We start from the raw sequence: 26,420 nt of genomic DNA, 5'->3' as shown, positions 1-26,420 counted from the left end.
ACCTCCCGCACCCGCCGAGGACCCCGCCGCCCCGAGGAGAGGCCGCGGGGTCCTTCCGCGCGGCGCTCCGCTCAGCGCCCGTCTCAGTGCCCGTCTCAGTGCCCAGGACTCGCGTAGAAGCGGGACATGTACCGGAAGAACGCGATGCCGAGGACGAGCAGGAGCGGGCCTGCCAGGGGGGACAGCTGCGCCGTCCACACCGGCACCACGAGCTCGTCGGTGCGGCCCAGCAGGACCGTGGTGGGCAGGTACGCCATGAACGCGAGCGGGATCAGGACGGTCAGCAGCCAGGTCCCGGCCGTGCCGAAGATGGTCATCGGATAGGCACCGAAATCGGTCAGGACGCGATCGACCATGTCCTTGATGCGCACCAGCGGCCCCCAGCGGAAGTCCAGGGCGGACAGCGCGATCTGCAGTCCGGCCTCGACCAGGCCGCCGCCGAGCGCGGCGAGGGCCAGGAACAGGACCATGCCTGCGCTCCACGGGATCCCGATCAGGTTCGCGGCGGTGACCAGGATGGCCAGTCCCAGCACCAGGTCCCCTATCGTGCCGGGGTTGAAGTGGCGCGTCAGCAGCTGCATGAGGGGGCCTGCGGGGCGCAGCAGGAACCGGTCCCAGTCGCCGTTGCGGATCGCCTGGGCGCTGCCGCGGTGCTGGCCGAAGTTGATGGTGCACACTCCGTGCGCCGTCAGCCGCAGCCCGTACAGGAACGCGACCTCGCCCACGCTCCACCCGGCGATCGCCCCGAACGCACCGAGCAGCACCGAGATGAAGGCGAGCTGCGTGCCCTGGATGGCCGCACTGCCCAGGAACATCATCATCAGGTTCACCCGGTGCACCCGCATGCTGCGCCAGGTGCCCTGCACGAGGACGAGGTAGGTCCTCCACGCCGGGATCGGCCGGGCCAGCGTGCCCCGTCCCGGACGGATCTCAGCCACCGAAGATCACCAGCCTGCGGATCGCCCGGCGCCAGAGGAGGACGGCCAGGACGGTGAGCACGAGGATCCACACCAGCTGCAGCCCGATCGCGGCGAGGGTGTGCGCTCCCGGGGACGCGTCGACGTAGATCGTCAGCGGCACGAACACCTGGGAGGAGAAGGGCAGCAGGGAGAGCCCGCCGCTCAGCCACTCCGGCATGAACCACAGCGGGATCAGCGCCCCGGAGCTGAACTGGACGAACATCCGGTAGATATGGAAGGCGCCGGAGACCTCGAGGGTCCAGAACCCCACCAGGCCGATCATGAAGTTGAGGATCTGGGCGATCGCGAACCCGAGCACGATCGAGAGGGTGAACGCGAGGGCGGAGAGCACGGATCCCGGCGCGCCCAGGGCGCCGAGCAGCAGCCCGACGGTCACCGCGACGGCGGCGGCCGGCAGCTGCGCGGCAGCGGCGCCGACCTGCTGGGCCAGGGTCATCGGCACCGCCGAGAGGGGGCGCATGACGTCGAAGGCGATCGCCCCGGTGCGGAGCCTCCCGTAGAGGGTGTCGTAGACGAAGGGCTGGAACACGGTGGCGATCACGGCGCCGAGCACGGCGTAGGTGATCGCATCGTGCTGCGCGACGCCGGCCACTTCGGTGCGGGCGCCGTAGACCGCGGTCCACACCAGCAGCACCAGGACGACCTGCAGCGTGGTCCCGATGATGCCGCTCCAGGTGGCGGCACGGAACACGAACTGCGCCCTCCACGCCTGCAGGGCGCAGGCGAGCACTGCACGGATCGTCCCCCTCGCGCCGAGGTGCGTCACGGACTCCGAGCGGCGGGCACGCGGTGGCGCGATGCTCATCGGCGCGCCTCGCCGTCGAGGTAGATCCGGCGGATGACGTCCTCGATGCCGGGCTCGCGCGAGGTGATGTCGGTGACCTCGAGCGCGGCGGTGACCCGGTTGATCGCCGCCGGTGCGGAGATCACCTGCGGGTCGAAGCGGAAGGTGGCCAGCTGGTCGGTGCCGTCGGATCTGGTGCCGACCAGCTCCGGCCCCTCCACCCGGAGGTCCCCGGGGACGTCCGGGGCCCGCACCACGATCTCGCGATACGGGGCGTAGCGGGCACGCAGCGCGTCCAGAGCGCCGTCGTAGAGGATCCGTCCGTCATCGATGATCACCACGCGCCGGGCGAGATGCTCGATGTCGGCGATGTCGTGGGTGGTCAGCAGCACGGTGGTCCCCTCGGTGCGGTTCTGCTCCGCGATGAACTCGCGGATGCGCCCCTTGGCGACCACGTCCAGCCCGACGGTGGGCTCGTCGAGGTAGAGCACCGGGGGCCGGTAGAGCATCGCGGCGACGATGTCCCCGCGCATGCGCTGTCCGAGGGAGAGGGAGCGCACCGGGGTGTCGAGGAACGGCCCCATGTCCAGCAGGTCCACGAAGCCCTCGAGCGAGCGGCGGTAGTCGGCGCGGTCCAGTCCGTACAGCCGCGAGATCAGCTCGAAGGACTCCCGCAGCGGCAGGTCGGTCCACAGCTGGGTGCGCTGGCCGAAGACGGCGCCGATGCTGCGGGCGTTCGCGCGACGGTCCTTCCAGGGCACGATGCCCTCGACCTCGACATGTCCCGAGGTGGGCACCAGGATGCCGGTGAGCATCTTGATCGTGGTGGACTTGCCGGCGCCGTTGGGACCGAGGTAGCCGACGATCTCGCCGTCGTCCAGCTCGAGGGAGACGTCGTCCACCGCGCGAGTGAGGACCGTGTCGGTGCTGAGGAACGAGCGGAGTCCGGAGAAGCGCCCCTCGACGCGTCGGGGCCTCGTGAACTCCTTGACGAGGTGCTCTGCGCGGATCATCGCGCGGAACCGGCGAAGCGGTCGATCGCGCCGCGCAGTGCCCGGACCGTGGTCTCGGCGGTCCGGTCCCAGGTGAAGGCCGCCGAGCGCTCGGAGCCCCGTTCCCGCATCCGTTCGAGCTCCGCCCTGTCGCCGAGCAGCGAGACGATCGCCCGTGAGAGACCGTCGACCCCGGGATCCGCGAACGCCGCCGCCCCGCCCAGCACCTCGGCCAGGGCGGAGTTGCGGTAGGTGAGCACGGGGGCGGAGGAAGCCATCGCCTCGAGCGGGCCGAGCCCGAAGCCCTCGTACTCGCTCGGGTACACGAACAGCTCGCAGTGCCGGTACCAGGCCGGCAGCTCCGCGTCCGGGATCCGGCCGGTGAGCAGTATCCGCTCGGGGACCGGGCTGGCGGCGCGCAGCGATCGGACGCGCTCGTCGCCCTCGACACCGATGAGCACCAGGTGCACGTCCTCCGGGATGGCGCCCGCGGTCGCGGCACGGGAGAACGCCTCGATCAGGTCGTCCAGACGCTTGCGGCGGTGAGCTCCGCCCACGTTGAGCAGAGAGGACGGGGGCGCGCCGGCCGGTGGGAGGGGCCCGGGCTCGCCCACGAGCCTCGGCGCGAGCGGGGTGACCACGACCGGGGACCGCGGGGCCCAGCGCTCGATGGCGTCCTCGCGGGTCGATTCCGAGACCGCGAGGACGACGTCGGCGACCGCGAGGGCGCGCAGGGTCTGCTCGCGCAGGTAAGCGCGGGTCTGCTCACCGTAGAACTGCGGGAAGCGCTCGAACATGTCGTCATGGACGGTGACGGCCTGGGGACGGGCGTGCCCGGGCGGGAGCATGAACGCCGGGCCGAGATGCACCTCGGGCGAGAGCTCGTCGAGAGCGGCCGGAAGCACCCGATCGGTCCAGGTGACCCCGGGTCGTCGCTCCGTCGCGGCAGGGAGATCCAACCGGTGGATCCTCGCCGACGCGGGGAGGTCGGCGAACTCCGGCACCTCCTGCTCCGCAGGCAGGAGGATGTCCAGCTCCACGTCGCCGCGGCCGGCGAGGGCGGCGCAGAGCCCGCCGATGTAGCTGATGAATCCCCCGAATCCGGGGCTGGCCACGAAGGCGTCGACACTGACTCGCATGGGCCAGGAGCCTTCCAGGGCCCCGTCGGCCGCACAAGCGGTTTCCCGAAATCTCCTCGGATCCGGCCGGTCAGCCCCAGCGGCCCACCATCGCGCTGAGCACGGCGAGGGCGGCGGGGCCCGCCGTCGAGGTGCGCAGCACCTCGGGGCCCAGCAGCACGCTGCGAGCCCCGGCCTCGCGCAGCGCGTCGAGCTCGGCGGGGTCGATGCCGCCCTCGGGGCCGACGATCACGACGATCTCCTCCAGCCCGTCCTCGCTCGCCGTGCGCAGCAGCGGGGCGAGGCTCATCAGGCCGACGGACTCCTGCTCATGCAGGACCAGCACGAGGCGTCCCTCGGCCGCACGGCCCTGCAGAGCCGTGACGAGCTGCGCCGTGGTGACCGGCTCGTCGACCTCCGGGATCCCGGGGCGGCGGCACTGCTTCACGGCGGCTCGCGCGGTCGCGGCCCACTTCGCCCGGCCCTTGCGCAGCTTCTCCCCGCGCCAGACGGACACCGAGCGCTGCGCGATCCACGGCACCACCCGGTCCACGCCCAGCTCCGTCGCCGACTCGATCGCCTGCTCGTCACGGCCACCGGTGGCCAGGGCCTGCACCAGGGTGAGGCGCGGCAGTCGCTGCACGGCCGGGGAGGGGTCGGCGAGCAGTCGCAGCTCCAGCGCCTCCTTGCGAGCACCGGTCACCTCGGCGAGGGCCTGACGCCCCGGGGCGTCGGTGAGCAGCACCTGCTCCCCCACCCCGATCCGTGCGACCTTCGCGGCGTGGCGCCCCTCCTCGCCGTCCAGGACGAGGCGATCGTCCGCGCGCGCCGCTCCCAGGGCGTCGTCGAGGATCAGGAAACCCGGTGGCGTCGTCGGCACGGCGCAGTCCCTCCCGTCAGGCTCGGAGATCGCGCGGGCTCAGAGGTCGCGCAGGCGCTCGCGCAGCTTCGCGAACGGTCCGCGCTGGCCCTTGCTGCGGCGGGTGGTCTCGTCCCCGCGCAGGGCGGCGAACTGCTCGAGCAGCTCACGCTCCTCCTCGCTGAGCGAGGCGGGGACGTCCACGTCGAGGACGACGCGGATGTCGCCGCGGCGCTCGCGGCGCAGCGGGGTGACGCCCAGCCCCTTGAGCGTGATCTCCTCGCCCGGCTGGGAGCCGGGGCGGATGTCGAGCTCCTGCTCTCCGTCGAAGGTCTCGAGCGGGATGGTCGCACCGAGGGCGGCAGTGGTCATGGGCACCGCGATGGTGGTCACGAGGTCGTCGCCGTGACGGTCGAACATCTCGTGGTCGGTGACGGTGAGCTCGACGAAGAGGTCGCCGGAGGGGCCGCCCGCCTCGCCGGTCTCCCCCTCGCCGCGCAGCTGGATGCGGGTGCCGTTCTCGACGCCGGAGGGGACTCGTACGGTGACGGTGCGCTCGGCGGCGGTGCGACCGTGGCCGGAGCACTGGGTGCACGGGCTCTCGATGACGTCACCGTGGCCCTCGCAGGTGGGGCACGGAGCCATGGTCACCATCTGGCCCAGCAGCGACTGGGCGACCCGCTGCACGTGGCCGGAGCCGTTGCAGGCGGTGCAGCGGCTGGGGCTGGTGCCGGGCTCGCAGCAGGAGCCCGAGCAGCGATCGCACAGCTCCGCCGTGCGGAAGGTGACCTTCTCCTCAGTGCCGAAGACGACGTCGCGCAGCTCGATCCGCACCCGGCGCAGCACGTCGCCGCCCCGGCGCTGGCGGGGCACGGGCCCCTGGGAGCGCCCGCGCATGCCGGAGGCACCGGCGAACATGTCGAAGATGTCGTTGAAGTCGAAGCCCGCTCCCCCACCGGGGAAGCCGCCCATGCCGGGGCCTCCGCCCATGTCGTACTGGCGGCGCTTGTCCGCGTGGGAGAGGGTCTCGTAGGCCTGGGAGACCCGCTTGAACTTCTCGGCGGCCTCCGGATCCGGGTTCACGTCCGGGTGCAGGGTGCGCGCGAGCTTGCGGTACGCCTTCTTGATCTCCTCGGTGGAGGCGTCGCGGGACACGCCGAGCAGGTCGTAGTAGTCGTCGTTCACAGGTGAGGGTTCCTTCGCGGAGAGGCGAGTTGCAGGAGTGCCGGGGCGGGGGCTGCGCGGGGTGGAGGACCGCACGGACCCGCGGCAGGCTACTCCAGGTAGCGGGAGACGTAGCGGGCGATGGCCTGGACGGTGGAGATCCCGGTGACGTAGTCCATGCGGCTGGGGCCGAGGATCGCGAGATGGGACCCCGCGCCGTAGCCGGCCCCGACCACCGCGGCCTGGTGGAGGGCGCGGTCATGGAGCTCGGAGCCGATGCGCACCTCCACCGCGCCCGGGGAGGCGTGCATCTCGGTGAACAGCCGCAGCAGGACGAGCTGCTCCTCGAGCACGTCCAGCAGCGGCTCGACGTCGCGGGCGAAGTCCTGGGCGGAGCGGGCGATGTTCGCCGTCCCGGCCATCATGATGCGGTCCTCGGCGCGGCTCGCGGCGAGGGCGACGAGGGCCTCGGCCACCTCGGCGACGGCGGGGCGCTCGGGCCGGGGCAGCGCCTCGAGGTACTCGGCGAGGGGGCCGGCGAGGTCGGTGACCTCGCGACCGGAGACCACCCGGTTCAGGTGGTCCCGCAGCCCGGCGTAGTGCTCGGCGGGCTTGCCGGCGCTGATCGGGACGGTGCGCTGGTCGACGCGGCCGGACTCGAGGATCAGCACCACCAGCAGCAGGGAGTCGGCGACCTTGACCAGCTCGACGTGGCGGATCCGGGCCTGGCGACGGGCCGGGTACTGGACCATCGCCACCTGCTGGGTGAGCTGGGCGAGCAGACGCACGGTGCGGGCCAGCAGCTCCTCGACGTCGCCGACGTCCTCGAGCAGGGCGCGGATCGCACGGCGCTCGGGGACAGAGAGGGGCTTCACCGTCGCCACGTGGTCGACGAAGGCACGGTAGCCCTTGTCGGTGGGGACGCGGCCGGCGGAGGTGTGGGGCTGATGGATCAGCCCCTCCTCCTCGAGCAGGGACATGTCGTTGCGCACGGTCGCGGCGGAGACGCCGAGCTCGTGCCGCTCCAGCAGCGACTTCGAGCCGACGGGCTCGCGGGTCGCGACGTAGTCCTCCACGATCGCACCGAGGATCTGGAGCTTGCGCGGGTCCATCTCGCTCACCTCCTGCGCTGCGTGCACCCCGGGCGGGGCCGGCCTCGGACATTGGCACTCCTCGGTGCCAAGTGCCAATCCTACGCGTCCCCGGCGTGCTGCGCGGGGAGGTGTTCGCCACGGGTGTACGGTGTCGCGCGTGCCTGCTGACTTCCCCGACCGGTACGGCCGTGACGTGCTCTCCTCCGGTCCACCCGCTCATCATCGCCGTCGACCCGCGGCCCGTGAGGTGCCCGCGCAGCGGGACCTGGTCGTCGAGGAGGCCGCGACCGGATTCACCGGCGCGGTGACCCGGGTCGAGAAGATCGCCGGCGAGCTCGTGGTCGAGCTCGAGGACGGCCGCGGGGTGCGCCGCACCTTCCCCCTGGGGCCCGGGTTCATGATCGACGGGAGGCCGGTGGTGCTGACCCGGGCGATCGCGCGGTCCGCCACGGCTCCGGCCCGCCGGCGCTCGGCCTCGGGCTCCGTCTACGTGCAGGGCGCGAAGGCACGCACCGCCCGCGCCTCCCGGATCTGGGTCGAGGGCACCCACGACGCGGAGTTGGTGCAGAAGGTGTGGGGTCATGACCTGCGCATCGAGGGCATCGTCGTCGAGCAGCTCGAGGGCGCCGACAATCTCGTCGAGCGCGTCCAGGAGTTCGGCCCCGCGCCCGGGCGTCGGCTGGGGATCCTCGTGGACCACCTGGTGACAGGGTCGAAGGAGTCGCGCATCGCGGCCGAGGTGCTCGCGCTGCCCGGCGCCCGCGGCAACGTCACCGTGCTCGGCCATCCGTACGTGGACGTGTGGCAGGCGGTCAAGCCCGCTCGGGTCGGGATCCGGCAGTGGCCGCACGTCCCCAAGGGCACCGACATCAAGGTCGGGACCCTCGCCGCGCTCGGCTGGCCGCACGCCGACAAGGCCGACATCGGACTGGGCTGGAAGCGGATCCTCGCCACCGTGCGCTCCTACGCCGACGTCGAGCCGACCCTCTCGGGCCGGATCGAGGAGCTCATCGACTTCGTGACCGTCGACCGGTCCTGATCCTGCCGGGTCCTGCCTGATCCAGCCGGGTCCTGGGACGGTCCCCTGGTCGAGTGACGGTCACGACTGGGGGTTATCCCCCGCTCGACGCGGCGGCTCACCGCGCAGACCGCCTCGGACCGCGGAACTAGGCTGGTCCCATCAGCAACGTCGTCGGCATCCGCGCCGACCGTCGAGGAAGAAGGAATCATGAGCCAGACTCCGCATCCGCACGATCCGTACGGCACCGAGCCCGGCCCCTCCGCCGAGCAGGGCGCCCCGACCTCGGATCCCGCTCTCCACCCGCACGATCCCTACGCCTACGACGCGAGCTCCGCCTCCGCGCCGTCGGCCCCCTCCCCGAACCCCGCGGCCGCGCCCTTCGCGGCCCAGCAGCCGCCGCAGCCGCAGCCGTCTCAGTCACAGCCGTCGCAGCAGCACACCTCGGCGCAGGCCGCGCCCCCGCACCCGGGCTCGGCTCCGGAGCCGTACGTCGCCGCCGGCGGCGAGCGTCCCGACGAGCCCGGCCCCGGTGCCAAGGGCGTGTACGAGGGCGCGCTGTCCGGACAGCCGATCAGCCGCTCCGACTCCCGCCTGTGGGCGATGTTCTCCCAGCTCGCCGTGGTCCTCGGGCACGTGGTCAGCTGGGGATTCCTCGGCTGGATCGGGCCGCTGGTGATCTTCCTGATGTACAAGGATCGCGACCGCTTCGTGCGCTTCCACGCCGCGGAGGCCCTGAACGGGGCGATCGCCGTGGTCATCGCGCAGGTGGTGCTGACCATCGCGATCGCGATCTTCGGCGTCGTGACCATCGGCTTCGGCTGGGCGCTGTTCCCGCTGGCCGGTCTGCCGGCCCTGCTGCAGCTGATCTTCTCGATCATCGGCGCCGTCAAGGCCAACCAGGGCGAGTACTGGAACTACCCGTTCAACATCCGCCTGGTGAAGTGAGCCGCGCCGCATGAGGTGAGCTCGCCCGCACCGACGAGCCCCGGGGTCATCACGATCCCGGGGCTCTCGCACGTCCGCCCTCCGGACCTCCCGCCGCTCGGTCGCGCCCGCTGGCTCAGGGCACCAGGTCCCGGATCACCGCGTCGGCGAGCAGGCGCCCGGAGCGGGTCAGCACGGCGCGGCCGCCCTCGAGTGCCACCGGGTCGAGATGACCTCGGTCGCGATGCACCTCGAGCAGGGACCGGCGGTCGGGCGGGACCACCTCGACGTCGAGACCGTCGGCGATCCGCAGCTCGAGCATGATCCGCTCGACCAGCCGGTCCTGGGGATCGACCTGCTCGGAGTCCGCCACCGGCGCCTCATCGGCCGCGATCATCCGGGCGTAGCGACTGGGGTGCTTGACGTTCCAGGCGCGCAGGCCGTCGCGGTGTCGGTGGGCGCCGGGTCCGATCCCCCACCAGTCCTCGCCGCGCCAGTAGGCGAGGTTGTGCCGTGAGCGGTGCTCGGGGGTCCGGGCCCAGTTGGAGACCTCGTACCAGGACAGTCCCGCCGCGGTGGCGAGGTCGTCGACGAGCTCGTACTTGTCGGCCATGTCGTCGGGGTCGGGCGCCTCGAGCTCGCCGCGGCGCAGCTGCCGGGCCATGGCCGTGTTGCCCTCGATGATCAGGGAATAGGCGGAGAGGTGATCGACCTCGCACGCGAGCGCGGCGCGCACGGAGGTCTCGACGTCGGCGAGGGTCTCCCCGGGCGTGCCGTAGATGAGATCGAGGCTGACCTGCAGGCCCGCCTCCTTCGCCCACTGCACGACCTGCGGGATGCGCTCGGGATCGTGGGTGCGGTCCAGGGTCGCGAGCACCGACGGGACGGCGGACTGCATGCCGATCGAGACCCGGGTGATCCCGCCGTCGGCGAGGCGCGAGAGCGAGGCACGGGTGACCGAGTCGGGGTTCGCCTCGGTGGTGACCTCGGCGTCCGCGGCGAGCGGGGTCAGGGAGCGCAGGTGGTCGAGCATCGCGACCAGGTCGTCGGCCGGCAGCAGGGTCGGGGTGCCGCCGCCGAAGAAGACGGTGGAGACCTGGGAGTACTCGTAGCCGGTGGCACGGTCCGCAGCCAGGGTCAGGTCCATCTCCGCCATCGCGTTGACGGGATACTCCGCCTGCGAGCCGCCGCCGCCGAGCTCGGTCGCGGTGTAGGTGTTGAAGTCGCAGTACCCGCAGCGCACAGCGCAGAACGGGACGTGGACGTAGACGGAGAGATCCCGTCCCACGGGGCCGGTCATGCGCTCACAGCCCCATGCCGAGCCCGAGTCCGCGCCCGGTCGAGATCAGGCGGTCGGGGAAGTCGCTGCTCTCCCCGGCCTTCTCGAGGGCGAGACGGGCGGGGCGCACGAGCGACTCGTAGAGCACGGTCCCGGAGTCCCGGGACCAGGCGAACAGAGCTCGGGCCTGTGCAGGGCTCAGGCCCCGGAATGCATCGCCGATGCTCACGCCGTGGTCCGGCCGGGCGAGCAGCTCGATCCGGTCGCCGGCGGAGGCCTTCCCTTCCACGAGCACGCGGAAGTAGGAGCCGGCGCGCCCCTCGGCGGTGAAGCGACGGCCCCAGCGGCGGTCGTCCATCCACGCCGCGAAGGTGCCGCAGGGGTTGCGCGGAGTGGTCGCCTCGAGCTCGGCGGTGCCGATCCGCCACCGCTCTCCGATGACGGTCTCGTCGGTGTCCTGGCCGACGGTGACGAGATTCTCGCCGAAGGCACCGTCGGGCAGGTCCTGCCCGCGCTCGGCGGCGAAGGCCTCGCGCACTTCGCGCGAATAGGCGTAGACGGCCTTGAAGAGACCGCCGTGGTGCTCGCGGTCCCCCTGGACGTCGCCCAGCACGCCGTGCGTGAGCAGACGGACCGGCCCGTCCACGGGCCGCTTGTCGATACCGCTCATGAGCCCGCTGGCGGGGACAGGGAAGAGCTGCGCCACGGTGCACACGGCACCGAGGCGGGCAGGTCCGGAGCGGTCCAGCTCGACGGGGAGGGCGCTCATTTCTTCTTCGCGTCCTTGGAGGTCTCGGCGGCGTCGGAGGAGAGCGCGGCGATGAAGGCCTCCTGGGGCACTTCGACCGAGCCGATGTTCTTCATCCGCTTCTTGCCCTCCTTCTGCTTCTCGAGCAGCTTGCGCTTGCGGGAGATGTCGCCGCCGTAGCACTTCGAGAGCACGTCCTTGCGCATCGCACGGATGTTCTCGCGCGCGATGATGCGCGAGCCGATGGCGGCCTGGATCGGGACCTCGAACTGCTGGCGCGGGATGAGGTTCTTCAGCTTCCCCGCCATCTCGACGCCGTAGGCGTAGGCCTTGTCGCGGTGCACGATGGCGCTGAAGGCGTCCACCGGCTCGCCCTGCAGCAGGATGTCGACCTTGACCAGGTCCGCGATCTGGGATCCGGAGACGTCGTAGTCCAGGGAGGCGTAGCCGCGGGTCTTCGACTTCAGCTGGTCGAAGAAGTCGAAGACGATCTCCGCCAGCGGGAGCGTGTAGCGCAGCTCGACCCGGTCCTCGCTGAGGTAGTCCATCCCGCCGAGGTTCCCGCGCTTGGACTGGCACAGCTCCATCACCGCACCGATGAACTCGCTCGGCACCAGGATGGTGGCCTTGGCGACCGGTTCGGAGATCTCGTGGACCTTCCCCTCGGGGAAGTCGGAGGGGTTGAGCACCTCGACCTCGGTGCGGTCCTCCATCACCACCTGGTACACGACGGAGGGGGCGGTGGAGATGAGCTCGAGGGCGAACTCGCGCTCGAGGCGCTCGCGGATGATCTCCAGGTGCAGCAGGCCCAGGAAGCCGACGCGGAAGCCGAAGCCGAGCGCGGTGGAGGTCTCGGGCTCGTAGACCAGCGCCGCGTCGTTGAGCTTGAGCTTGTCCAGCGCGTCGCGCAGCACCGGGTAGTCGGAGCCGTCGATGGGGAACAGCCCCGAGTACACCATCGGCTTGGGGTCCGCGTAGCCGGCGAGGGCCTCGGTCGCGCCGCGCACGGAGGTGGTGACGGTGTCGCCGACCTTCGACTGGCGCACGTCCTTCACCCCGGTGATGAGGTAGCCGACCTCCCCGGGCCCGATCCCCCGGGTGGGGTGGGGCTCCGGGGAGCTGACGCCGATCTCGAGCAGCTCGTGATGGGCGCCGGTGGACATCATGTCGATGCGGTCGCGGGACTTCAGCGAGCCGTCGATCACGCGGATGTAGGTGACCACGCCGCGGTAGGTGTCGTAGACGGAGTCGAAGATCATGGCGCGGCAGGGGGCGTCGGGCTCGCCCTGCGGGGAGGGCAGGGTCCGCACGACGTGGTCGAGCAGCTCGGGCACGCCCACGCCCGTCTTGCCGGAGACGCGCAGCACCTCGTCGGGCTCGACGCCCACCAGCTGGCCGATCTCGGCGGCGTACTTGTCGGGCTCGGCGCCGGGCAGGTCGATCTTGTTGAGCACCGGGATGATGGTGAGGTCGTTCTCCATCGCGAGGTAGAGGTTCGCCAGCGTCTGCGCCTCGATGCCCTGCGCGGCGTCCACGAGCAGGATCGCGCCCTCGCAGGCGGCGAGCGAGCGGGAGACCTCGTAGGTGAAGTCGACGTGCCCGGGGGTGTCGATCATGTTCAGGGCGTAGTTCGTGCCGTCGACCTGCCAGGGCATGCGCACGGCCTGGGACTTCACGGTGATCCCGCGCTCCCGCTCGATGTCCATGCGGTCCAGGTACTGGGCGCGCATGGCGCGTTCGTCGACGATCCCGGTGATCTGCAGCATCCGGTCGGCGAGCGTGGACTTGCCGTGGTCGATGTGCGCGATGATGCAGAAGTTGCGGAGCCGCTCCTGGGGCGTCGACGCGGGAAGGATGTCCCGGGCCTCATCGGCCGCGATCCTCGGGGTCACCGGCATTCGTCCTCTCGTCGATGGCGCGCCCGGCGCACGTGCGCCGGGCATCGGCCCATCGTCTCACGGGCGGTGCGGAGCGCGCCGGTCGCTCCGCACCGGACGGGCCGACGTCACAGCGGGTCGGGCCCGGAGCCCTCCAGCAGCTCGCCGTTGCGGGGCACCCCGCCGGGGAACCAGATCGGCACCGCCCGGGCGCGCGCCGGGTCCGGGGCGTCCATCGCCTGCAGATGGACGTGGGGCTCCGTGCTGTTGCCGGAGTTGCCGCAGCGCGCGATCTGCTCGCCGGCGGAGACCTGCTCCCCCTCCCGCGCGGTGATGCTCCCCCGCTGCAGGTGGCACAGCGCCACGAATGCCGCGCCGCCTTCGTGCTGCGTCTCCAGGATCACGTGGTTGCCCGCGAGGGCCGGCCATCCCTCGCGCAGCCGCTGCGCCTGGGTGAGCGCGTAGCCGACCGAGGGCAGCCCTCGCCGGGCGGGATGGTCGTCCTCGCCGTCGTGCACGGACCGCACGACGCCCGCGATCGGCGCGAGCACGTCGCGACCGAATCCCGCGAAGGCATCCGCAGGCTCGGGGCGCAGCAGAGAGATGAGGGTGTATCGGCCGCTGCGCCCTTCGTCGTCGACCGGCACGAGGTCGATCGCGTGGGACGAGGCGCCGAGATCGGTGCCGTGGCTGGGGACGCGGTCGGCCGGGCTGTTCCGGACCTGCGACCGGCCGCGCAGCGGGCTGCGAAGTCGGAGCGGGGCCGTCATCTCACCGCGCCCCGGCTCAGGCCGCGGGGTGGAAGTAGGTCGAGCCGAGCGCGCGGGTGACGGCGCCGGTGACCATCTGCAGCTGCTCCATCTCGTCGTCGAAGTCCTCGACGATGTCGTCGAGCTGCCGGAAGCGCAGGCTCGCCAGGGCGCGGCCGATGATGCGGCGGCTCGGCTCCGCGGTGCCGAGGCGGTCGAAGCTGTTGCCGTGCAGCTTCGCCAGCGTGTCCAGGGCCTCGTCGATCTCGCTGAGGCAGTGCGCGGCCGAGCGCGGGAAGATCGAGTCCAGCAGCAGGAACTCGATGGCACGGGCGGCGCGGACCCGTCCCCGGTAGGAGCGAATATATGCTTCGTGCGCGCTGCAGGAGCGCAGCAGCATGACGGTCGAGGCGTCCGAGGAGTCCTCGAGGTCGTGCGCCTGGAGGTTCCGTGCGAGCATGTCGACCCGTTCGAGCAGCTGGCCGATGCGCAGGAACAGCCAGGCCTCGTCGCGGGTCATCGAGGAGTCGATGAGCCCGCCGACGACGGCGCAGCGGTCCTTGGCGAACTGGAAGGCGCCGTGCATGCGGGAGGGGCGCACCCCGCGCGGCAGGCCCAGGCTGGTGGTGTTCAGCGACTCCCACACCTCGGTGGACAGCGCCTCGCGCACTCCCCGCGCGTTCTCCCGCGCGGTCAGCAGCGCCCCGGCGACCGACGAGGGGTTCTGGCGGTCGGTCACCAGACGGTCCAGCACCCGCTGGACGGAGCGGTCGGACTCCTCGAGCCCGTCCACGCCGAAGATCTGGTACACCCCGGCGCAGGCCTCGCCCTCGTCGAGGGAGGCGTCCTCGGTGATCGACTGCAGCGACACGTCGAGGATGCGGGCGGTCTGGTCGGCCCGCTCGACGTACCGGCCGATCCAGAACATCGAGTCGGCGATCCTACTGAGCATCATGGGAGGCCTCCTCGTCGGTGCGGTCCTGGGCGGTGCGGGCGTCCGCCCCGTTCTCGGCGTCGGAGGCGTCGTCGGTGTTGATGTCCGTCTCGACGTCGATGATCGGGATCGCGGAGGTCACCGGATCGGGCTCCTCCGCGCGCTCCTCGACGTGCTCCTCGCGGAGGTCGTCGAACTCCTCGTACGCCTCGTCGGTCGGGTCCTCGATGCCCTCGTCCGTGCGCTCCTGGCTCCCGGAGAGCGCGTCCGACGGGCCTGCTGCACGGTCCGCGGCGAACACCCAGGTGTCCTTGGAACCGCCGCCGCGGGAGGAGTTCACGATCATCTCGCCCCGCGGCAGCGCCACCCGGGTGAGTCCGCCGGGCAGCACCCACACGTCGTCTCCGCTGTTCAGGGCGAAGGGACGCAGGTCGACATGCCGCGGCTCGGGTCCCTCCTCGACCAGGGTGGGGATGGTGGACAGCTGCACCACCGGCTGGGCGATCCAGCCGCGCGGATCGGTCAGCAGCCGTGCGCGCAGCGCCTCCAGCTCCTCGGTGCTCGCGGCGGGGCCGATGACGATGCCCTTGCCGCCCGAGCCGTCCACGGGCTTGACCACCAGCTCCTCGAGCCGGTCGAGCACCTCGACGAGGGAGTCGGGCTCCTCGAGCCGCCAGGTGTCCACGTTCGGAAGGATCGGCTCCTCGGAGAGGTAGTAGCGGATCAGATCGGGGACGTAGGTGTAGGTGAGCTTGTCGTCCCCGATGCCGTTGCCGATCCCGTTGGCGACCACCACGTTCCCGGCCAGCACGGAGCGCACCAGGCCCGGCACCCCCAGCATCGAGTCGGGGCGGAACACCTCGGGGTCGATGAAGTCGTCGTCGGTGCGCTTGTAGATCACGTCCACGCGGCGCAGTCCGGCGGTGGTGCGCATGTAGATGCGCTCGTTGCGCTCGACGAGGTCGGAGGCCTCGACGAGGTCCACGCCCATGGTGCGGGCCAGCAGCGAGTGCTCGAAGTACGCGCTGTTGTAGCGGCCGGGGGTGAGGACCACGACGGTGGCCTCCTCGCCGGCGGTGTCCGGGGCGGCGGCCTGCAGCGCCGCGAGCAGCCGGCCGGGGTACTCCCCCACCCGGCGCACGGGCCGGGCGGCGAACAGCTCGGGGAAGCCCTGCGCCATGGCGCGCCGGTTGGAGAGCACGTAGCTCACCCCGCTCGGGGTGCGCACGTTGTCCTCGAGGACCCGGAACTCGCCCTCCCCGTCGCGCACCAGGTCGATGCCGGAGATGTGGATGCGGACGCCGTTGGGGGGCGTGTAGCCGCGCATCGCGTCGACCACGTAGGTCGAGGAGGTGACCAGCTCCTCGGGGATCACGCCGTCGGCGATCGCCTGCTGGTCGTTGTAGAGGTCGTCGAGGAAGCGCTCGAGGGCGCGCACGCGCTGGCCGATCCCGGCGGAGACGCGGCCCCACTCCTCGGCGGCGATCACCCGCGGGATCGCATCGATCGGGAAGGGGCGCTCCTCCCCGGCGTAGTCGAAGGTGATGCCCTGGTCGAGGTAGCTGCGGGCGAGGGAGTCGGAGCGGGAGCGGAACTCCTCGAGGCCGAGTCCGGACAGGGCGTCGTGCAGCGCGGCATAGGTGGGGCGCACGGTCCCGTCGGGAGTGAACATCTCGTCACCGCCGGCACCGGTCCGGGCGCTGCGGAACAGCGAGGAGGAGGCAGACATGCCTACCATTCTCACATCGTCCCCGATCCCGTGCGGCTCCTCCGCCCAGGAAGCGAGAACCATGTCCCTGGTGTCCCGTCTGAGCTCCGCCCTCCGCTCCGCCGCCCGCAGTCCTGCGGTCCGCCGCGGGGCCCGGGACCTGAGCCGGGCCGCCGTGCGCAGCGCTCGGCAGCGACGCGGCCCCGAGCCGGCCGACGCGCCCGGCACCGGGGGCGGTGCCACCGGGAACGGAACCCGGACCGGGGACGGGACCGCGGCGCTCGCCGACCGCACCGGTCCCGCGCCCCTGCGCCTGGACTATTCCCCGCACGAGGACGACCGCCCGGATCCGGGCGAGGTGGTGTGGGCCTGGGTGCCCTTCGAGGAGGACCTCTCGCGCGGCAAGGACCGCCCCGTGCTGGTGATCGCCGAGGAGGACGCCTCCGCGGGCGGCGCCGACGGCTCGGGGCAGGTGCTGGTCGCGCTCATGCTCACCTCGCGCGATCGCACCGAGGAGGGCGGGGTGAGCACCGATGAGCACGGGGCGACCTGGGTCGACATCGGCACCGGCGACTGGGACCGTCAGGGCCGCCCCTCGGAGGTCCGGGCCGATCGGCTGCTGCGCCTGGCCCCGCGCGCTGTGCGGCGGGAGGGCGGCCGCCTGGACCTCGACCGGTACCAGCGGGTCGCCGCCGCCGTGCAGGAGGTCCACGGCCGCTGAGCTCGCACGGGCACGGTGCCGGACGGGCATGACCTGGCCGGACGGGGATGACCTGGCCGGACACCGACGAGACACGCCGCACACCGGCTGCTCCTCGGCACCGTGGCTCTGGTAAGGTCTGGCACCGTATGTGTGACATACCGTTCGGTGTGCGCATGACGTGATTCCGCCGTGTCAGGGATGACGTCTCGTGCGACCCGGGCGAGTACCCGTGGCAGCGACCCGGGACCGACGTCTCCAGGCGAATCCCCACCGCCGTCCCCGTCGGCTCCGTTCCTCGGCCGTCTCGGATGATCCACCGCAGCAGCACAAGAGAAGAGTCTTCGTGGCAAACATCAAGTCCCAGATCAAGCGGAACACGACGAACGAGAAGGCGCGCCTGCGCAATCGTGCCGTCAAGTCCGAGCTCAAGACCTACACCCGCAAGGTGAAGGCCGCCGTCTCGTCCGGCGACGCCGACGCGGCGGGCGAGGCGCTCAAGAGCGCCTCCCGCAAGCTCGACAAGGCCGTCTCCAAGGGCGTCATCCACCAGAACCAGGCCGCGAACCGCAAGTCCGGTCTCGCGAAGCTGGTCGAGGGCGTCTCGAAGTGATCTCCGGCAGCTGAGCTGCCCTCCCGGGAGCGCCCGGTACGGAACGGTCCGCACCGGGCGCTCCTGCGTCTGCGGAGGCCGTCGCCGCAGGTGCGCGATCCCGCGATCCCACGACTGCAGTGCGACCGGGCGGGTCGCGCTCAGCGGGCGCGGCGGGCGCGGCAGATCTCCATCACCATCCGCAGCACCGACCACTGCGGATCCCTCCCGGCGCCCTTGACCTCGTGGTCCGCCCGGGCCACGGCCTCCAGGGCACGCGCCAGGGAGCGGTCGCTCCAGCTCCGCGCCTCCCGGGAGAGGTTGCGCAGCATCCAGTCGGGCATGCCGAGGGTGCGGGCGCTCGCCCCGGGCACGGTGACCTTGGCCAGCGACCTCGTCTTGGAGGCGATCGCGGCGACGATCGGCACCGGGTCGGCGCCGGAGAGCTGGGCCTGCTGGAGCAGCTGCAGCGCCTCCTGCTCACGGCCGGCGATGGCGGCGTCCGCGACGGCGAAGGCGGTGGATTCGACGCGGCCGGCGGTCAGGGCGTGCACGTCCGAGACCGTGACCTGGGCGGGCTGCTCGCCCGGATCGGGGGTGGTGTCCTCGATCAGCTGCCGACTGATGGCAGCGAGCTCGGCGAGATCGGTGCCGAAGGCGTCGACCAGGGCCACCAGCGCCTCGGGCTGGATGCGGCGCTGGGCGCGGGCGAACTCGGCAGCGACGAAGGTCTGCTTGTCCCCGGCCCGCTTGACGGGGGCGGCGTCGACCCGCGGCACTCCGGCCTTCTTGAGCGCGTCCAGCAGCTTCTTGCCGCGGTTGCCCCCGCGGTGGACCAGCACGAGGGTCACGTCGGGTGCGGGAGAGCCCACGTAGTCGAGCAGCTCGAGCACCAGGGCGTCCGGAGCCGACTGCAGCTCGGGCACCACCACGAGGCGCGGCTCGCCGAACAGGGACGGGCTCGCGACCTGGGCGAGCGCTCCGGGCCCCGCGGCGTCGCCGGAGAGCTCGTGCAGGGCGACCGTGGGATCCGCCTCGCGCGCCAGGGCGCGCAGTCGCTGCACCGCCCTGTCGGCGATCAGGGTCTCGGTGCCGTGGACCAGCACGATCGGTGCGAGGGCGACGCTGTGCCACTCGACATCGCTCACGGCGGGCTCCTTCACTGCTCAGGGGACTGGTCGATCCTATCGGGCCGGACCGACGCTCCGGGGCGGCGCGTCCGGTGCGGCGGGCAGCACCACGGTGCCGTGCTCATCGGTGCGCACCACCTGGGCGCCGGTGCCGTGCAGCAGCGCGAGCGCTTCCCCCGTGGGATGGCCGAAGCTGTTCTCGCGGCCCACGGGCACCAGGGCGAGGTCCGCGTCGAGCTGCTCGTAGAGCGGGGCGTGCTGGAACCGGGAGCCGTGATGTGCGACCTTCACGATGTCCGCGGGGCCCGGGTCCTGGGACGCGAGCTCCCGCTGCGCGGAGGGTTCGAGATCGCCCAGCGCGATCAGGCGCGTGCCGTCCTCCCAGAGCACCTCGAGCACGAGCGAGCAGTCGTTCGCGGCGTCCCCCTCCCCCGAGCCCTTCTCGGCGGCGCTCGCCCGTCGGGCGTCCTCGGCCGAGCCGGGCCACAGCACCCGCAGCGCCACGCCGGGGCGGCGCCACTGCTGTCCGGTCACCGCGGCGACCACCGGGGTCTGCGGGACCACCTGCGCCGCCGCCTCGGGCAGCGGACAGATCCACTGCTCCTGCGGGGCGAGCGCGCCGTCGAGCGCCTCCCGTCCCCCGGTGTGGTCGGCGTGCGGGTGGGTGAGCACGAGCAGATCGATGCGGCGCACCTGGAGCCGGTCCAGGCATCCGCGCAGCGCGGAGGGATCGGGACCGGTGTCCACCAGCACGGTGGGCCGCTCGCGCGCCGATCCGGCGGGGCGCAGCAGCATCGCGTCCCCCTGGCCGACGGCGCACAGCGCGACGGTCCAGGGCGGTGGCCCGCCGTGGGGCAGCTGACGGCCGATTCCCGGGGCGAGCGCCACGACCAGGAGCACGGCGACCGCCCAGCGGACCGGGCGCCGGCGCCGGCCCACCAGGGCGAGCGCAGCGATGAGCAGCACGAGGATCGCGGCCAGCGCGCCGGGGGCGCCCTCGGGAACGGCGATGCGGGAGCCCGGCAGGGCGTCGGCGGTCCGGGCGATCAGCAGGATCAGGTGGGCGCCGCCCGACGCGATCGTGTACAGCGCCGTGGCGGCAGGGGACCACACCGCCCCGAGGACCAGGGCGGCCAGGCCGATCACGGTGGAAGGGCCCACCAGCGGGGCGACCGCCATGTTCACCGGCACCGCCCAGATCGACACCTCGGGGGTGAGCAGGATCAGCACCGGATTGCAGGCGAGCTGCGCGACCAGGGGGACGGCGAGCACGAGGGCCGCGGTGCGCCCGAGCCTTCCCCCGCTCAGCTCGGTGATCGCGGTGGCCAGCGGCGGGGAGGCGATCAGGATGGCGGCGGTCGCGAGCGCCGAGAGCAGGAAGCCGACGGACGCGGCGGTGACCGGGTCGAGCACGGACCACAGCGCGACGGTGAGGGCGAGGGCTGCGACCGGGGAGGCGCGCACCCCGGCGAAGCGGGCGGCGAGCAGGGGCGCGGCCATGGTGGCGGCACGCTGGACGCTCGGCTCGTCGCCGACCAGCCACAGATATCCGGTCATCACGAGCGCGGCCGCGACGAGTCGCGGGCGGCGGCGCACGCCGAGCAGCAGCAGCGGGATCAGCACCGCGCCGAGGACCATGGCGATATTCGCGCCGGAGACGGCGACCAGGTGGGAGATGCCGGCGCGCCGCATGATCTCCTCCGTCCGCTCCCCCATCCCCAGCGTGTCGCCCGTGGTCATGCCGCGCACCAGCGCCGCCTCGTCGTCGGGCAGGTGCGCGGTCGCCTCCCGCGCCTGCTGCCGCAGGGCATGGCGAGCGTCCTGAGCCGCGCCGGCCGCGCCGGAGCGGGCCACGGCCCGGACCTCCCGGGCGCGCAGCACCACCAGCGAGCCGCTCGTGGCCACCGCGCCGCGCACCCGGACGTGGTCCCCGTCTCTCACGCGCGACAGCTCCTCGATGCTCCCGTCGGAGGCGCGCACCAGCACCGGCACGGAGGCGGGCAGGGCGACCTGCCCGCGCCCGATCCGCGCCGGACCGGCCACGGTGCGGGCGCGCAGCTGCACCCCGTCGCGCGCCCATGCGGGTCCGCCGCGCGGCGCGGACGGGTCCGCCGCGGCGACGACGGTCAGCTCGACGGTGAGACCGCGCGAGGCGGCGTCGGCGAGCTGCTCCTCGGCGGCGCCGTGGCGCTGCAGCGCCGGGACGAGCAGCGCCCCGGCGAGCACCACGATGCCGAGATGCGCGGAGAGGGCGCGGGCCATGGGGGTGCGGCCCACCAGGGTGAGGGCGGTCAGGGCCAGTGCGACCAGCAGGGCAGCGGCGGCCACGGCCGCCGCGGCGCCCGCGGTGATCCCGAGCACCGCGAGCGCCCAGAGGCAGGTGGCGCCGGGCAGCAGACGCAGGTCGGAGCGCGTCATACGGTCGCCCGATCGCGCATCTTCTCGAGGGTGGCGGGGCCGATGCCCGAGACCTCCAGCAGTCCCTCGACCGCGGTGAAGGGACCGTTCCGCTCGCGGTGCTCGACGATGCGCTGCGCGATCGCGGGTCCCACGCCCGGCAGCTCCTCGAGCTCGGCGGCGCTCGCGGCGTTCAGATCGATCGTGCCGGCCCGGTCGCCCTGGCCGTCCCCGGACGCGCCGCCCTCCGCGGAACCCGGTGCGGCCTCCTCGCCGGCGTCCGGGCCGGCGAGGGGCGGCGGCGCCTCCCCGGGGACGGGCACGTGGATCTGCTCTCCGTCGGCGAGGGGACGGGCGAGGTTCACGGCGGTGAGGTCCGCCTCCTGCGTCGGCCCGCCGACGGCCTCCAGCGCGTCGTCGACGCGGGAACCGGCGGGGAGGCGCACCACCCCGGCGGCGGCGACCGCGCCGGAGACGTGGACGACCACCTCCTGCGGCGTCGCCGAGGCGGCCGGCTCCGCCTCGCGCTCCGGGGCGTCGTCCGGCGCCGTCGCGTCCGTCGCCGTGGCGGCAGGGACCGTCGCGGCAGGCTCCTCCTGGACCGGCTCGGCCTCGAGCGGGACCGCGGTGCCGGAGCCGGAGAGGTGGACGGCTCCGAGACCGATGAGCACGAGCACGGCGAGGCCGATCAGTGCGGACGGCGAGGGCGCCGGCAGGGATCGGCGCCTCGTCGAGTCCCCCTCGGTGTGGTCCCGGCGCTCGATGAGGGCCCGGCCGGTGCGGCGGTGCCTCCCGGCGCGACCCCTCGTGGACCGCTCCTGTGCTCCCATGCCCTCGAACCTAGGCGCGCGGGAGCGTTCCGCTCACCGTCGCACGGCAGATTGGGGACGGCGCGGAGCTGTGGAGGAGAGGTCGTCCATCGCGGAGCGTGCGAGGGGCCTCAGGCGATCCCGAGCACCGCCAGCCACTGGCGCCAGAACACCGCCGCGATCACCACCACGACGAGCAGGTACCACAGCAGGGTCAGCACCACCCAGCGGCGCAGCACGCTCGCCAGGGGCGACGGGAGGCGCAGATCACCGCTCTCGATCGTGCGGGCGAGGGTCGCGAAGAACATGGGGGCCGTGACCGCCCAGACGACCATGCACCAGGGGCACAGGGCCCGGATCGCGAAGATCGCGGAGATCGCCAGGAAGTGCACGTAGCCGAAGGCGAAGCTCATCCCGCCGAGCCGGGCCCAGCGATACCAGGCGGGCAGGACCGCGCCGGTGGCCATCAGCGCACCGGTCGCGCCCATGATCGCGAACCCGCCCAGTCCGATCGCCATGTTCGGGATCCCCAGCGCCGCGGACTGCCAGGTCATCATCACGCTGCCGCAGGAGATGAAGGGGTTCACGTCGCACGAGAGGCTCGCGCCGGGGTTCTGGAGCAGGAACTCCTTGCCGACCTGCAGCTCGAGAGCGGAGATCCATCCCACCAGGCCGCCGATCAGCAGCACCAGCCCGGTGAGCCGCTGCGGCGCGCGCTGCCGGGCGGCGCGCTCCGCGGCGAGCTCCGCATCGATCTCGGCCCGCAGGGACGCCTCGTCCTCGGCGGTGCCTGCGGTCTCGGCGGCGCCTGCGGTCTCGGGGGTGCTGTGCTCGGTCATCGTGGACGGTGCTCCTGTGACGAGGGCTGGCGGTCAGACGACGGGGTGCTCGCGGAACCACGCGGCGAGGTGCGCATTGCCCTCGTCGAGGCTCACGCGCGGGCTCCAGCGCAGGCGTTCGCGAGTGCGACGCTGGTCGAACCAGTGCGCGGTGGACATCTGCTCGGCGAGGAACTCGGTCATCGGCGGTTCGTCGTGGCCGGGTCGCCTCTCCCACACCCGCTCGATGACCCGCCCGGCGAAGCGGGCGGCGGCACCGGGGACGCGCAGCGTCGGCGCCGGGACCCCGGCCGCCTCGCACCAGCCGGCGAAGACGTCACGGACCGTGCGCGGCTCGCCGTTGGAGACCACGAAGCTCTCCCCGTGGACCTCCTCGATGCGGTCGTGGGCGGCGACGATGGCGTCCGCGGCGTTGGTGACATAGGTGGTGTCGATCAGCGCCATCCCGTCGTCCAGCAGCGGCAGCCGGCCGCTGCGGGCGCGATCGACGATGCGGCCCACCAGCTGGGTGTCCCCCGGTCCCCACACGACATGGGGACGGATCGAGGTGACCAGCAGGTCGTCGGCGCCGTCGGCCTCCATCGCCAGCAGCTCGGCGGCGGCCTTGGTGCGCGCGTAGGGTCCGCGGGCCTTCGTCGGGTCGGCGGCGGTGGCGTCGGCGCCCACGATCGCGCGCCCGAGGTGCGCCACCGAGGGCGAGGAGATGTTCACCAGCGCCCCTCCCCCGTTCGCCCGCAGCGCGTCGAGCACATGACGGGTGCCCTCGATGTTGATGGCGCGGTACTCGCTCTCCGGGCCGGAGATCGACACCTTCGCCGCCAGGTGGACGACGGCGTCGGCACCGCGGACCGCTCGCTGCACGTCCGCCGCCTCGGTGAGGGAGCCGGTGACGTCCTCGACGCCGTCGATCCCGGCGGGACGGCGCTGGAAGGCGCGCACGGTCGCCCCGCGATCGCGCAGGGCCGTGGCGACCGCCCCGCCGAGCATCCCGGAGGCACCGGTGACCAGCACGGTCGACGCGCTCACAGGGCGTCCGCCCGTTCTCCGCGCAGGGTCTGCTCGGACCAGCGCGACAGGGCCGCCCGATCGATCTTGGAGTTGTGGCGGATGTCGGTGGGCAGGGAGCGGGTGGTGAACACCGCCACCACCTCGGTGCCGCAGCGCTCGCGCACGGCGCGGCGCACGGCCTCCTGCAGGGAGGGGTCGGCGGGGCGCGGCCTGCCGGGCTTCCCGGGGCGGTAGCCGTCCTCGGTCTCGAGGATCACGACCACCTGCTGGGTGCCGCGGGGGCCGACGACGGCGGCGCCGGCGCGCCGCACCGTGGGCACGGACTCCGCGGCCTCCTCGACACGGACGGGGGTGAGGAGACCGTCGGCCGTCGCGAGGACGTGCGCCGCGCGGCCCTCGACCCACAGTCGGCCGGCGGGGTCGAGATGGCCGACGTCGCCGGTGGCGTGCCAGCCCTCGAAGCGCATGGACGTCCGGGTGGTGCCCCAGAGCATGAGGTACCGGTCGCGCACGTGCGGGGCCCGCACCAGGATCTCGCCGGTCACGTCGGCGTCGCGGGTGATCTCCCCGGTGGTGCGTCCCTGCGGGTCCATGACCGCGATCGCGATCTCGACGCGCGGCACGGGACGGCCCACGCACACGCCCGATCCCTCGCCCGCCTCCTCGATGCCCTCGAGGTCGATGGCGGCCACGGCCAGGCACTCGGTCATGCCGTAGGGCGTCAGCGTCCGCGCCTGCGGCATCAGGGCGCGCAGCTCCCGCAGCAGGTGCGCGGGGATCGGGGCGCCGGCGGAGAAGAAGCTGGCCGCGCGGGCCATCGCGGCGCGGCCCGCGTCGTCCAGCTGGTCGGCGGTGTCGATGATGTTGCGCAGCGCGGCCGGGGCGGTGAACACCGCGGGTCGGCCGAGGGCGGCGATGGCGGCGGCGAGCGCCGGGGCGGTCAGCTCGCCGGGACGGGTGATGTCCATGTCGGGCACCACGGTCGGCGCGCCGAGCGCCGGGCCCAGCAGCGCGAAGGTCGCGAACCCCGCCACCAGTCCGCGCTCGGGGGCCAGCTGCAGGGTGTCCCCGACCGCGTCGAACATCGCGCCGAGCTGGCGATGGGTCAGCACCGCCCCCTTGGCGGGTCCGGTGGAGCCGGAGGTGAACAGGATCGCGGCGTCGGCGTCGGGCGCGGGCCAGGGGGCGTCCAGCGGCGCGCCCAGGTCCCGCATCAGCGACCCGGAGCGGGCGAGCTCCGCGATCGAGGTCTCCACGCCGAGCGCGGCGCGGTCCACGGTGGGCAGCTGCTCGACCGAGAGCCGCCGGCCCGGCCAGCCCAGCGCCCGGGCGCCCACGAGGGCGCGCTTGATGCCGATGAACCAGTCCGGGTGGGAGCCGATCACGGCGCGGGTCAGGCCCTGCACGCCGAGCCCCGCATCGGCCACCACGGCCACGGCCCCGATGCGGAAGCAGGCGTAGAGCACGCCGGTGAGGTCCGCGCCGGGGGTGATCAGCAGGCTCACCCGGTCGCCGGGCCTCACGCCGTGGGCGAGCAGCCCGGCGGCGATGTCGTCGATCCGGCGGCTCAGCAGCGACCAGGAGATCTCGCGCCCCTCGCCGTCCTCGCCGCCGAGCTCGACGACGGCGGAGCGGTGGGCGTGGTGCGGGTCCTCGGCGAGCTCGGTGATGCGCGCGCCGATGGGCCGCTCGGGGGCCTGCTCCGCGAAGGCGGAGACGGGGCGCCGGTCCGGGGCGTGGTCGCGGGGCTCCTCGGCGGTGCCGAAGGTGGTCTCGAGCCAGTCGGCGACCAGACCCGCGACGTCGGCGTCCTCCCACACCAGGTGGGACGCGGACTCGAAGCGATGCACGTCCGCATGCGGGACCCGCTCGATCAGATCGCGCAGGAAGCGGTCGGAGAAGGTGATGTCCCGCGGTCCCCAGGCGAACAGGGTGGGCACGTGCAGCTCGGTGATGCCCTCGGCGACCCGTTCGAGCGTGGCGCGGGAGGGGTGGTCGGCGTGCGCGGGGATGTCGGCGACGAACTGGTCGATGCCGCGGCGCCGAGCACGAGAGCGGTAGGGCGCGAGATAGGCGTCCTGCACCTCGGCGGGCAGCGGGGGCCGGGACAGCGCCAGAGTGGTGCGCAGGAAGGCGTCGGTCACCGAGGTCGAGGCGGTGCGGAATCCCGGAGCGGTCGCGAGCTGCAGCGCCTTCGGCAGCGCCTCCTCGAGCCGCTGGTGCACGCCGGTGTTGGTGAGGATCATCCCGGCCAGGTCGTGACGGTTGTCGAGCGCCCACCCGCTCGAGATCAGACCGCCCCAGTCATGGCCGACGGTGACCACCGGCCCGCGCAGGGACAGCGCGTCCGTGAGCAGGGAGAGGTCGGTGACGCGGTCCTGGTAGCGGCGGGTGACGCCGGTGCGCTCGGACCAGCCCATCTCGAGCTGGTCCACCGCGATCAGGCGCCAGGGGATGTCCGCGCGCACCAGCGAGCGGAACAGGAAGGAGGAGGTGGGGTTGCCGTGGACGGCCAGCAGGGTGCCGCGGGGGCGGATCCCCTGCTCGGCGAGCAGCGGGCCGGAGTCCAGCAGGTGCCAGCGGCGCAGCTCGCCCGTGTGGTCGCGCACCTCGAGGCTGCGGTGCAGGCGCGGGTCCACGCCCGGCATCTGCGGATGCTCGAGCGTCGGGCGCTGGGGCTCCTCGGGGGTCGCGGCGCGTCGCCGTCCCGGGCT

The 26,420-nt window shown here is 73.0% G+C and carries 23 protein-coding genes; 4 read left to right on the top strand and 19 right to left on the bottom strand.

The annotated features are described in order from the left end of the window. Positions 1-95: 95 nt before the first annotated feature. The 7 genes from ACT3SP_RS02385 to hrcA all read right to left on the bottom strand — a co-directional run bounded on the left by ACT3SP_RS02385 (position 96) and on the right by hrcA (position 7,009). Entirely contained in the window at positions 96-938 is an 843-nt protein-coding gene (locus ACT3SP_RS02385) for an ABC transporter permease (protein ID WP_444585636.1), read from the bottom strand. Then, complete coding sequence (locus ACT3SP_RS02380) at positions 931-1,785, bottom strand: ABC transporter permease (RefSeq protein ID WP_444585635.1); 855 nt, start codon at positions 1,783-1,785, stop codon at positions 931-933. Before ACT3SP_RS02380 ends, ACT3SP_RS02385 begins: the two co-directional genes overlap by 8 nt. Then, positions 1,782-2,777, bottom strand: a complete 996-nt coding sequence (locus tag ACT3SP_RS02375; RefSeq protein ID WP_444585634.1) for an ABC transporter ATP-binding protein — start codon at positions 2,775-2,777, stop codon at positions 1,782-1,784. Before ACT3SP_RS02375 ends, ACT3SP_RS02380 begins: the two co-directional genes overlap by 4 nt. After that, the gene (locus ACT3SP_RS02370; RefSeq protein WP_444585633.1) at positions 2,774-3,895 is read right to left on the bottom strand and encodes a glycosyltransferase family 4 protein; all 1,122 of its coding nucleotides are present in this window, start codon (positions 3,893-3,895) and stop codon (positions 2,774-2,776) included. The genes ACT3SP_RS02375 and ACT3SP_RS02370 overlap by 4 nt, the downstream gene beginning before the upstream one ends. A 70-nt stretch (positions 3,896-3,965) precedes the next feature. Continuing rightward, positions 3,966-4,754: a 16S rRNA (uracil(1498)-N(3))-methyltransferase gene (locus ACT3SP_RS02365; RefSeq protein ID WP_444585632.1), complete on the bottom strand. Its 789-nt coding sequence runs from the start codon at positions 4,752-4,754 to the stop codon at positions 3,966-3,968. A gap of 39 nt (positions 4,755-4,793) precedes the next feature. Next, positions 4,794-5,918 carry a molecular chaperone DnaJ gene (dnaJ, locus tag ACT3SP_RS02360; RefSeq protein WP_444585631.1) on the bottom strand — a complete coding sequence of 375 codons (1,125 nt, stop codon included), beginning with the start codon at positions 5,916-5,918 and terminating at the stop codon, positions 4,794-4,796. 89 nt (positions 5,919-6,007) lie between these two features. Further along, a complete protein-coding gene (hrcA, locus tag ACT3SP_RS02355; protein ID WP_444585630.1) occupies positions 6,008-7,009 on the bottom strand; it encodes a heat-inducible transcriptional repressor HrcA in 1,002 nt (333 codons plus the stop codon). Positions 7,010-7,148: 139 nt separating this feature from the next. Between hrcA and ACT3SP_RS02350 the strand changes: the two genes are divergently transcribed. Together ACT3SP_RS02350 and ACT3SP_RS02345 are read left to right on the top strand one after the other, a co-directional pair. Further along, positions 7,149-8,030 (top strand): DUF3097 domain-containing protein, encoded by an 882-nt coding sequence (locus tag ACT3SP_RS02350; protein WP_444585629.1) that lies wholly within the window; start codon positions 7,149-7,151, stop codon positions 8,028-8,030. Between the two features lie 189 nt (positions 8,031-8,219). After that, positions 8,220-8,957 carry a DUF4870 domain-containing protein gene (locus tag ACT3SP_RS02345; RefSeq protein WP_444585628.1) on the top strand — a complete coding sequence of 246 codons (738 nt, stop codon included), beginning with the start codon at positions 8,220-8,222 and terminating at the stop codon, positions 8,955-8,957. Between the two features lie 115 nt (positions 8,958-9,072). On the opposite strand, the gene hemW is transcribed toward ACT3SP_RS02345, so the two are convergent. The 6 genes from hemW to ACT3SP_RS02315 all read right to left on the bottom strand — a co-directional run bounded on the left by hemW (position 9,073) and on the right by ACT3SP_RS02315 (position 16,261). Next, a complete protein-coding gene (gene hemW / locus ACT3SP_RS02340; protein WP_444585627.1) occupies positions 9,073-10,236 on the bottom strand; it encodes a radical SAM family heme chaperone HemW in 1,164 nt (387 codons plus the stop codon). A 4-nt stretch (positions 10,237-10,240) separates the two neighbouring features. Continuing rightward, positions 10,241-10,984 (bottom strand): MOSC domain-containing protein, encoded by a 744-nt coding sequence (locus ACT3SP_RS02335; RefSeq protein WP_444585626.1) that lies wholly within the window; start codon positions 10,982-10,984, stop codon positions 10,241-10,243. Further along, entirely contained in the window at positions 10,981-12,861 is a 1,881-nt protein-coding gene (gene lepA, locus ACT3SP_RS02330; RefSeq protein WP_444585625.1) for a translation elongation factor 4, read from the bottom strand. Before lepA ends, ACT3SP_RS02335 begins: the two co-directional genes overlap by 4 nt. Positions 12,862-12,968: 107 nt before the next feature. After that, entirely contained in the window at positions 12,969-13,610 is a 642-nt protein-coding gene (locus ACT3SP_RS02325) for a M23 family metallopeptidase (protein WP_444585624.1), read from the bottom strand. Positions 13,611-13,626: 16 nt separating this feature from the next. After that, entirely contained in the window at positions 13,627-14,544 is a 918-nt protein-coding gene (locus tag ACT3SP_RS02320; protein WP_444585623.1) for an alpha-E domain-containing protein, read from the bottom strand. Beyond that, entirely contained in the window at positions 14,531-16,261 is a 1,731-nt protein-coding gene (locus ACT3SP_RS02315; RefSeq protein ID WP_444585622.1) for a circularly permuted type 2 ATP-grasp protein, read from the bottom strand. The genes ACT3SP_RS02320 and ACT3SP_RS02315 overlap by 14 nt, the downstream gene beginning before the upstream one ends. 52 nt (positions 16,262-16,313) lie before the next feature. Here ACT3SP_RS02315 and ACT3SP_RS02310 point away from each other — a divergent pair, with 52 nt between their 5' ends. Beyond that, positions 16,314-16,952, top strand: coding sequence for a type II toxin-antitoxin system PemK/MazF family toxin (locus tag ACT3SP_RS02310; RefSeq protein WP_444585621.1), 639 nt, complete (start codon positions 16,314-16,316; stop codon positions 16,950-16,952). A 325-nt stretch (positions 16,953-17,277) separates the two neighbouring features. Beyond that, positions 17,278-17,544 (top strand): 30S ribosomal protein S20, encoded by a 267-nt coding sequence (gene rpsT / locus ACT3SP_RS02305; RefSeq protein WP_444585620.1) that lies wholly within the window; start codon positions 17,278-17,280, stop codon positions 17,542-17,544. 140 nt (positions 17,545-17,684) lie between these two features. Here rpsT and holA read toward each other — a convergent pair whose 3' ends face one another. The 6 genes from holA to ACT3SP_RS02275 form a co-directional block, all read right to left on the bottom strand. Further along, the gene (gene holA / locus ACT3SP_RS02300; RefSeq protein ID WP_444585619.1) at positions 17,685-18,671 is read right to left on the bottom strand and encodes a DNA polymerase III subunit delta; all 987 of its coding nucleotides are present in this window, start codon (positions 18,669-18,671) and stop codon (positions 17,685-17,687) included. Positions 18,672-18,707: 36 nt separating this feature from the next. Continuing rightward, entirely contained in the window at positions 18,708-21,071 is a 2,364-nt protein-coding gene (locus tag ACT3SP_RS02295) for a ComEC/Rec2 family competence protein (protein WP_444585618.1), read from the bottom strand. Beyond that, complete coding sequence (locus ACT3SP_RS02290) at positions 21,068-21,880, bottom strand: helix-hairpin-helix domain-containing protein (protein ID WP_444585617.1); 813 nt, start codon at positions 21,878-21,880, stop codon at positions 21,068-21,070. The genes ACT3SP_RS02295 and ACT3SP_RS02290 overlap by 4 nt, the downstream gene beginning before the upstream one ends. A 110-nt stretch (positions 21,881-21,990) precedes the next feature. Continuing rightward, the gene (locus tag ACT3SP_RS02285) at positions 21,991-22,698 is read right to left on the bottom strand and encodes a vitamin K epoxide reductase family protein (RefSeq protein WP_444585616.1); all 708 of its coding nucleotides are present in this window, start codon (positions 22,696-22,698) and stop codon (positions 21,991-21,993) included. A 33-nt stretch (positions 22,699-22,731) separates the two neighbouring features. Then, positions 22,732-23,724 carry an NAD-dependent epimerase/dehydratase family protein gene (locus tag ACT3SP_RS02280; RefSeq protein ID WP_444585615.1) on the bottom strand — a complete coding sequence of 331 codons (993 nt, stop codon included), beginning with the start codon at positions 23,722-23,724 and terminating at the stop codon, positions 22,732-22,734. Then, positions 23,721-26,354, bottom strand: a complete 2,634-nt coding sequence (locus ACT3SP_RS02275) for an alpha/beta fold hydrolase (RefSeq protein WP_444585916.1) — start codon at positions 26,352-26,354, stop codon at positions 23,721-23,723. The genes ACT3SP_RS02280 and ACT3SP_RS02275 overlap by 4 nt, the downstream gene beginning before the upstream one ends. Positions 26,355-26,420: the final 66 nt, after the last annotated feature.

The organism is Brachybacterium sp. AOP43-C2-M15 (assembly GCF_052446295.1).
GTDB lineage: Bacteria > Actinomycetota > Actinomycetes > Actinomycetales > Dermabacteraceae > Brachybacterium.
Note: the sequence above shows the minus strand (reverse complement) of the source record. Positions and strands in the feature narration are given on the sequence as shown.

Excerpts from the sequence above, each read along its gene's own strand:
- ACT3SP_RS02285 (WP_444585616.1), bottom strand. The coding sequence starts at position 22,698 with ATGACCGAGCACAGCACCCCCGAGACCGCAGGCGCCGCCGAGACCGCA.
- ACT3SP_RS02370 (WP_444585633.1), bottom strand. The coding sequence starts at position 3,895 with ATGCGAGTCAGTGTCGACGCCTTCGTGGCCAGCCCCGGATTCGGGGGA.
- ACT3SP_RS02380 (WP_444585635.1), bottom strand. The coding sequence starts at position 1,785 with ATGAGCATCGCGCCACCGCGTGCCCGCCGCTCGGAGTCCGTGACGCAC.
- ACT3SP_RS02310 (WP_444585621.1), top strand. The coding sequence starts at position 16,314 with ATGTCCCTGGTGTCCCGTCTGAGCTCCGCCCTCCGCTCCGCCGCCCGC.
- ACT3SP_RS02315 (WP_444585622.1), bottom strand. The coding sequence starts at position 16,261 with ATGGTAGGCATGTCTGCCTCCTCCTCGCTGTTCCGCAGCGCCCGGACC.
- hemW (WP_444585627.1), bottom strand. The coding sequence starts at position 10,236 with ATGACCGGCCCCGTGGGACGGGATCTCTCCGTCTACGTCCACGTCCCG.
- ACT3SP_RS02275 (WP_444585916.1), bottom strand. The coding sequence starts at position 26,354 with ATGCCGGGCGTGGACCCGCGCCTGCACCGCAGCCTCGAGGTGCGCGAC.
- ACT3SP_RS02290 (WP_444585617.1), bottom strand. The coding sequence starts at position 21,880 with ATGGGAGCACAGGAGCGGTCCACGAGGGGTCGCGCCGGGAGGCACCGC.
- hrcA (WP_444585630.1), bottom strand. The coding sequence starts at position 7,009 with ATGGACCCGCGCAAGCTCCAGATCCTCGGTGCGATCGTGGAGGACTAC.
- ACT3SP_RS02375 (WP_444585634.1), bottom strand. The coding sequence starts at position 2,777 with ATGATCCGCGCAGAGCACCTCGTCAAGGAGTTCACGAGGCCCCGACGC.
- ACT3SP_RS02295 (WP_444585618.1), bottom strand. The coding sequence starts at position 21,071 with ATGACGCGCTCCGACCTGCGTCTGCTGCCCGGCGCCACCTGCCTCTGG.
- ACT3SP_RS02335 (WP_444585626.1), bottom strand. The coding sequence starts at position 10,984 with ATGAGCGCCCTCCCCGTCGAGCTGGACCGCTCCGGACCTGCCCGCCTC.
- lepA (WP_444585625.1), bottom strand. The coding sequence starts at position 12,861 with ATGCCGGTGACCCCGAGGATCGCGGCCGATGAGGCCCGGGACATCCTT.
- ACT3SP_RS02345 (WP_444585628.1), top strand. The coding sequence starts at position 8,220 with ATGAGCCAGACTCCGCATCCGCACGATCCGTACGGCACCGAGCCCGGC.
- ACT3SP_RS02325 (WP_444585624.1), bottom strand. The coding sequence starts at position 13,610 with ATGACGGCCCCGCTCCGACTTCGCAGCCCGCTGCGCGGCCGGTCGCAG.
- ACT3SP_RS02320 (WP_444585623.1), bottom strand. The coding sequence starts at position 14,544 with ATGATGCTCAGTAGGATCGCCGACTCGATGTTCTGGATCGGCCGGTAC.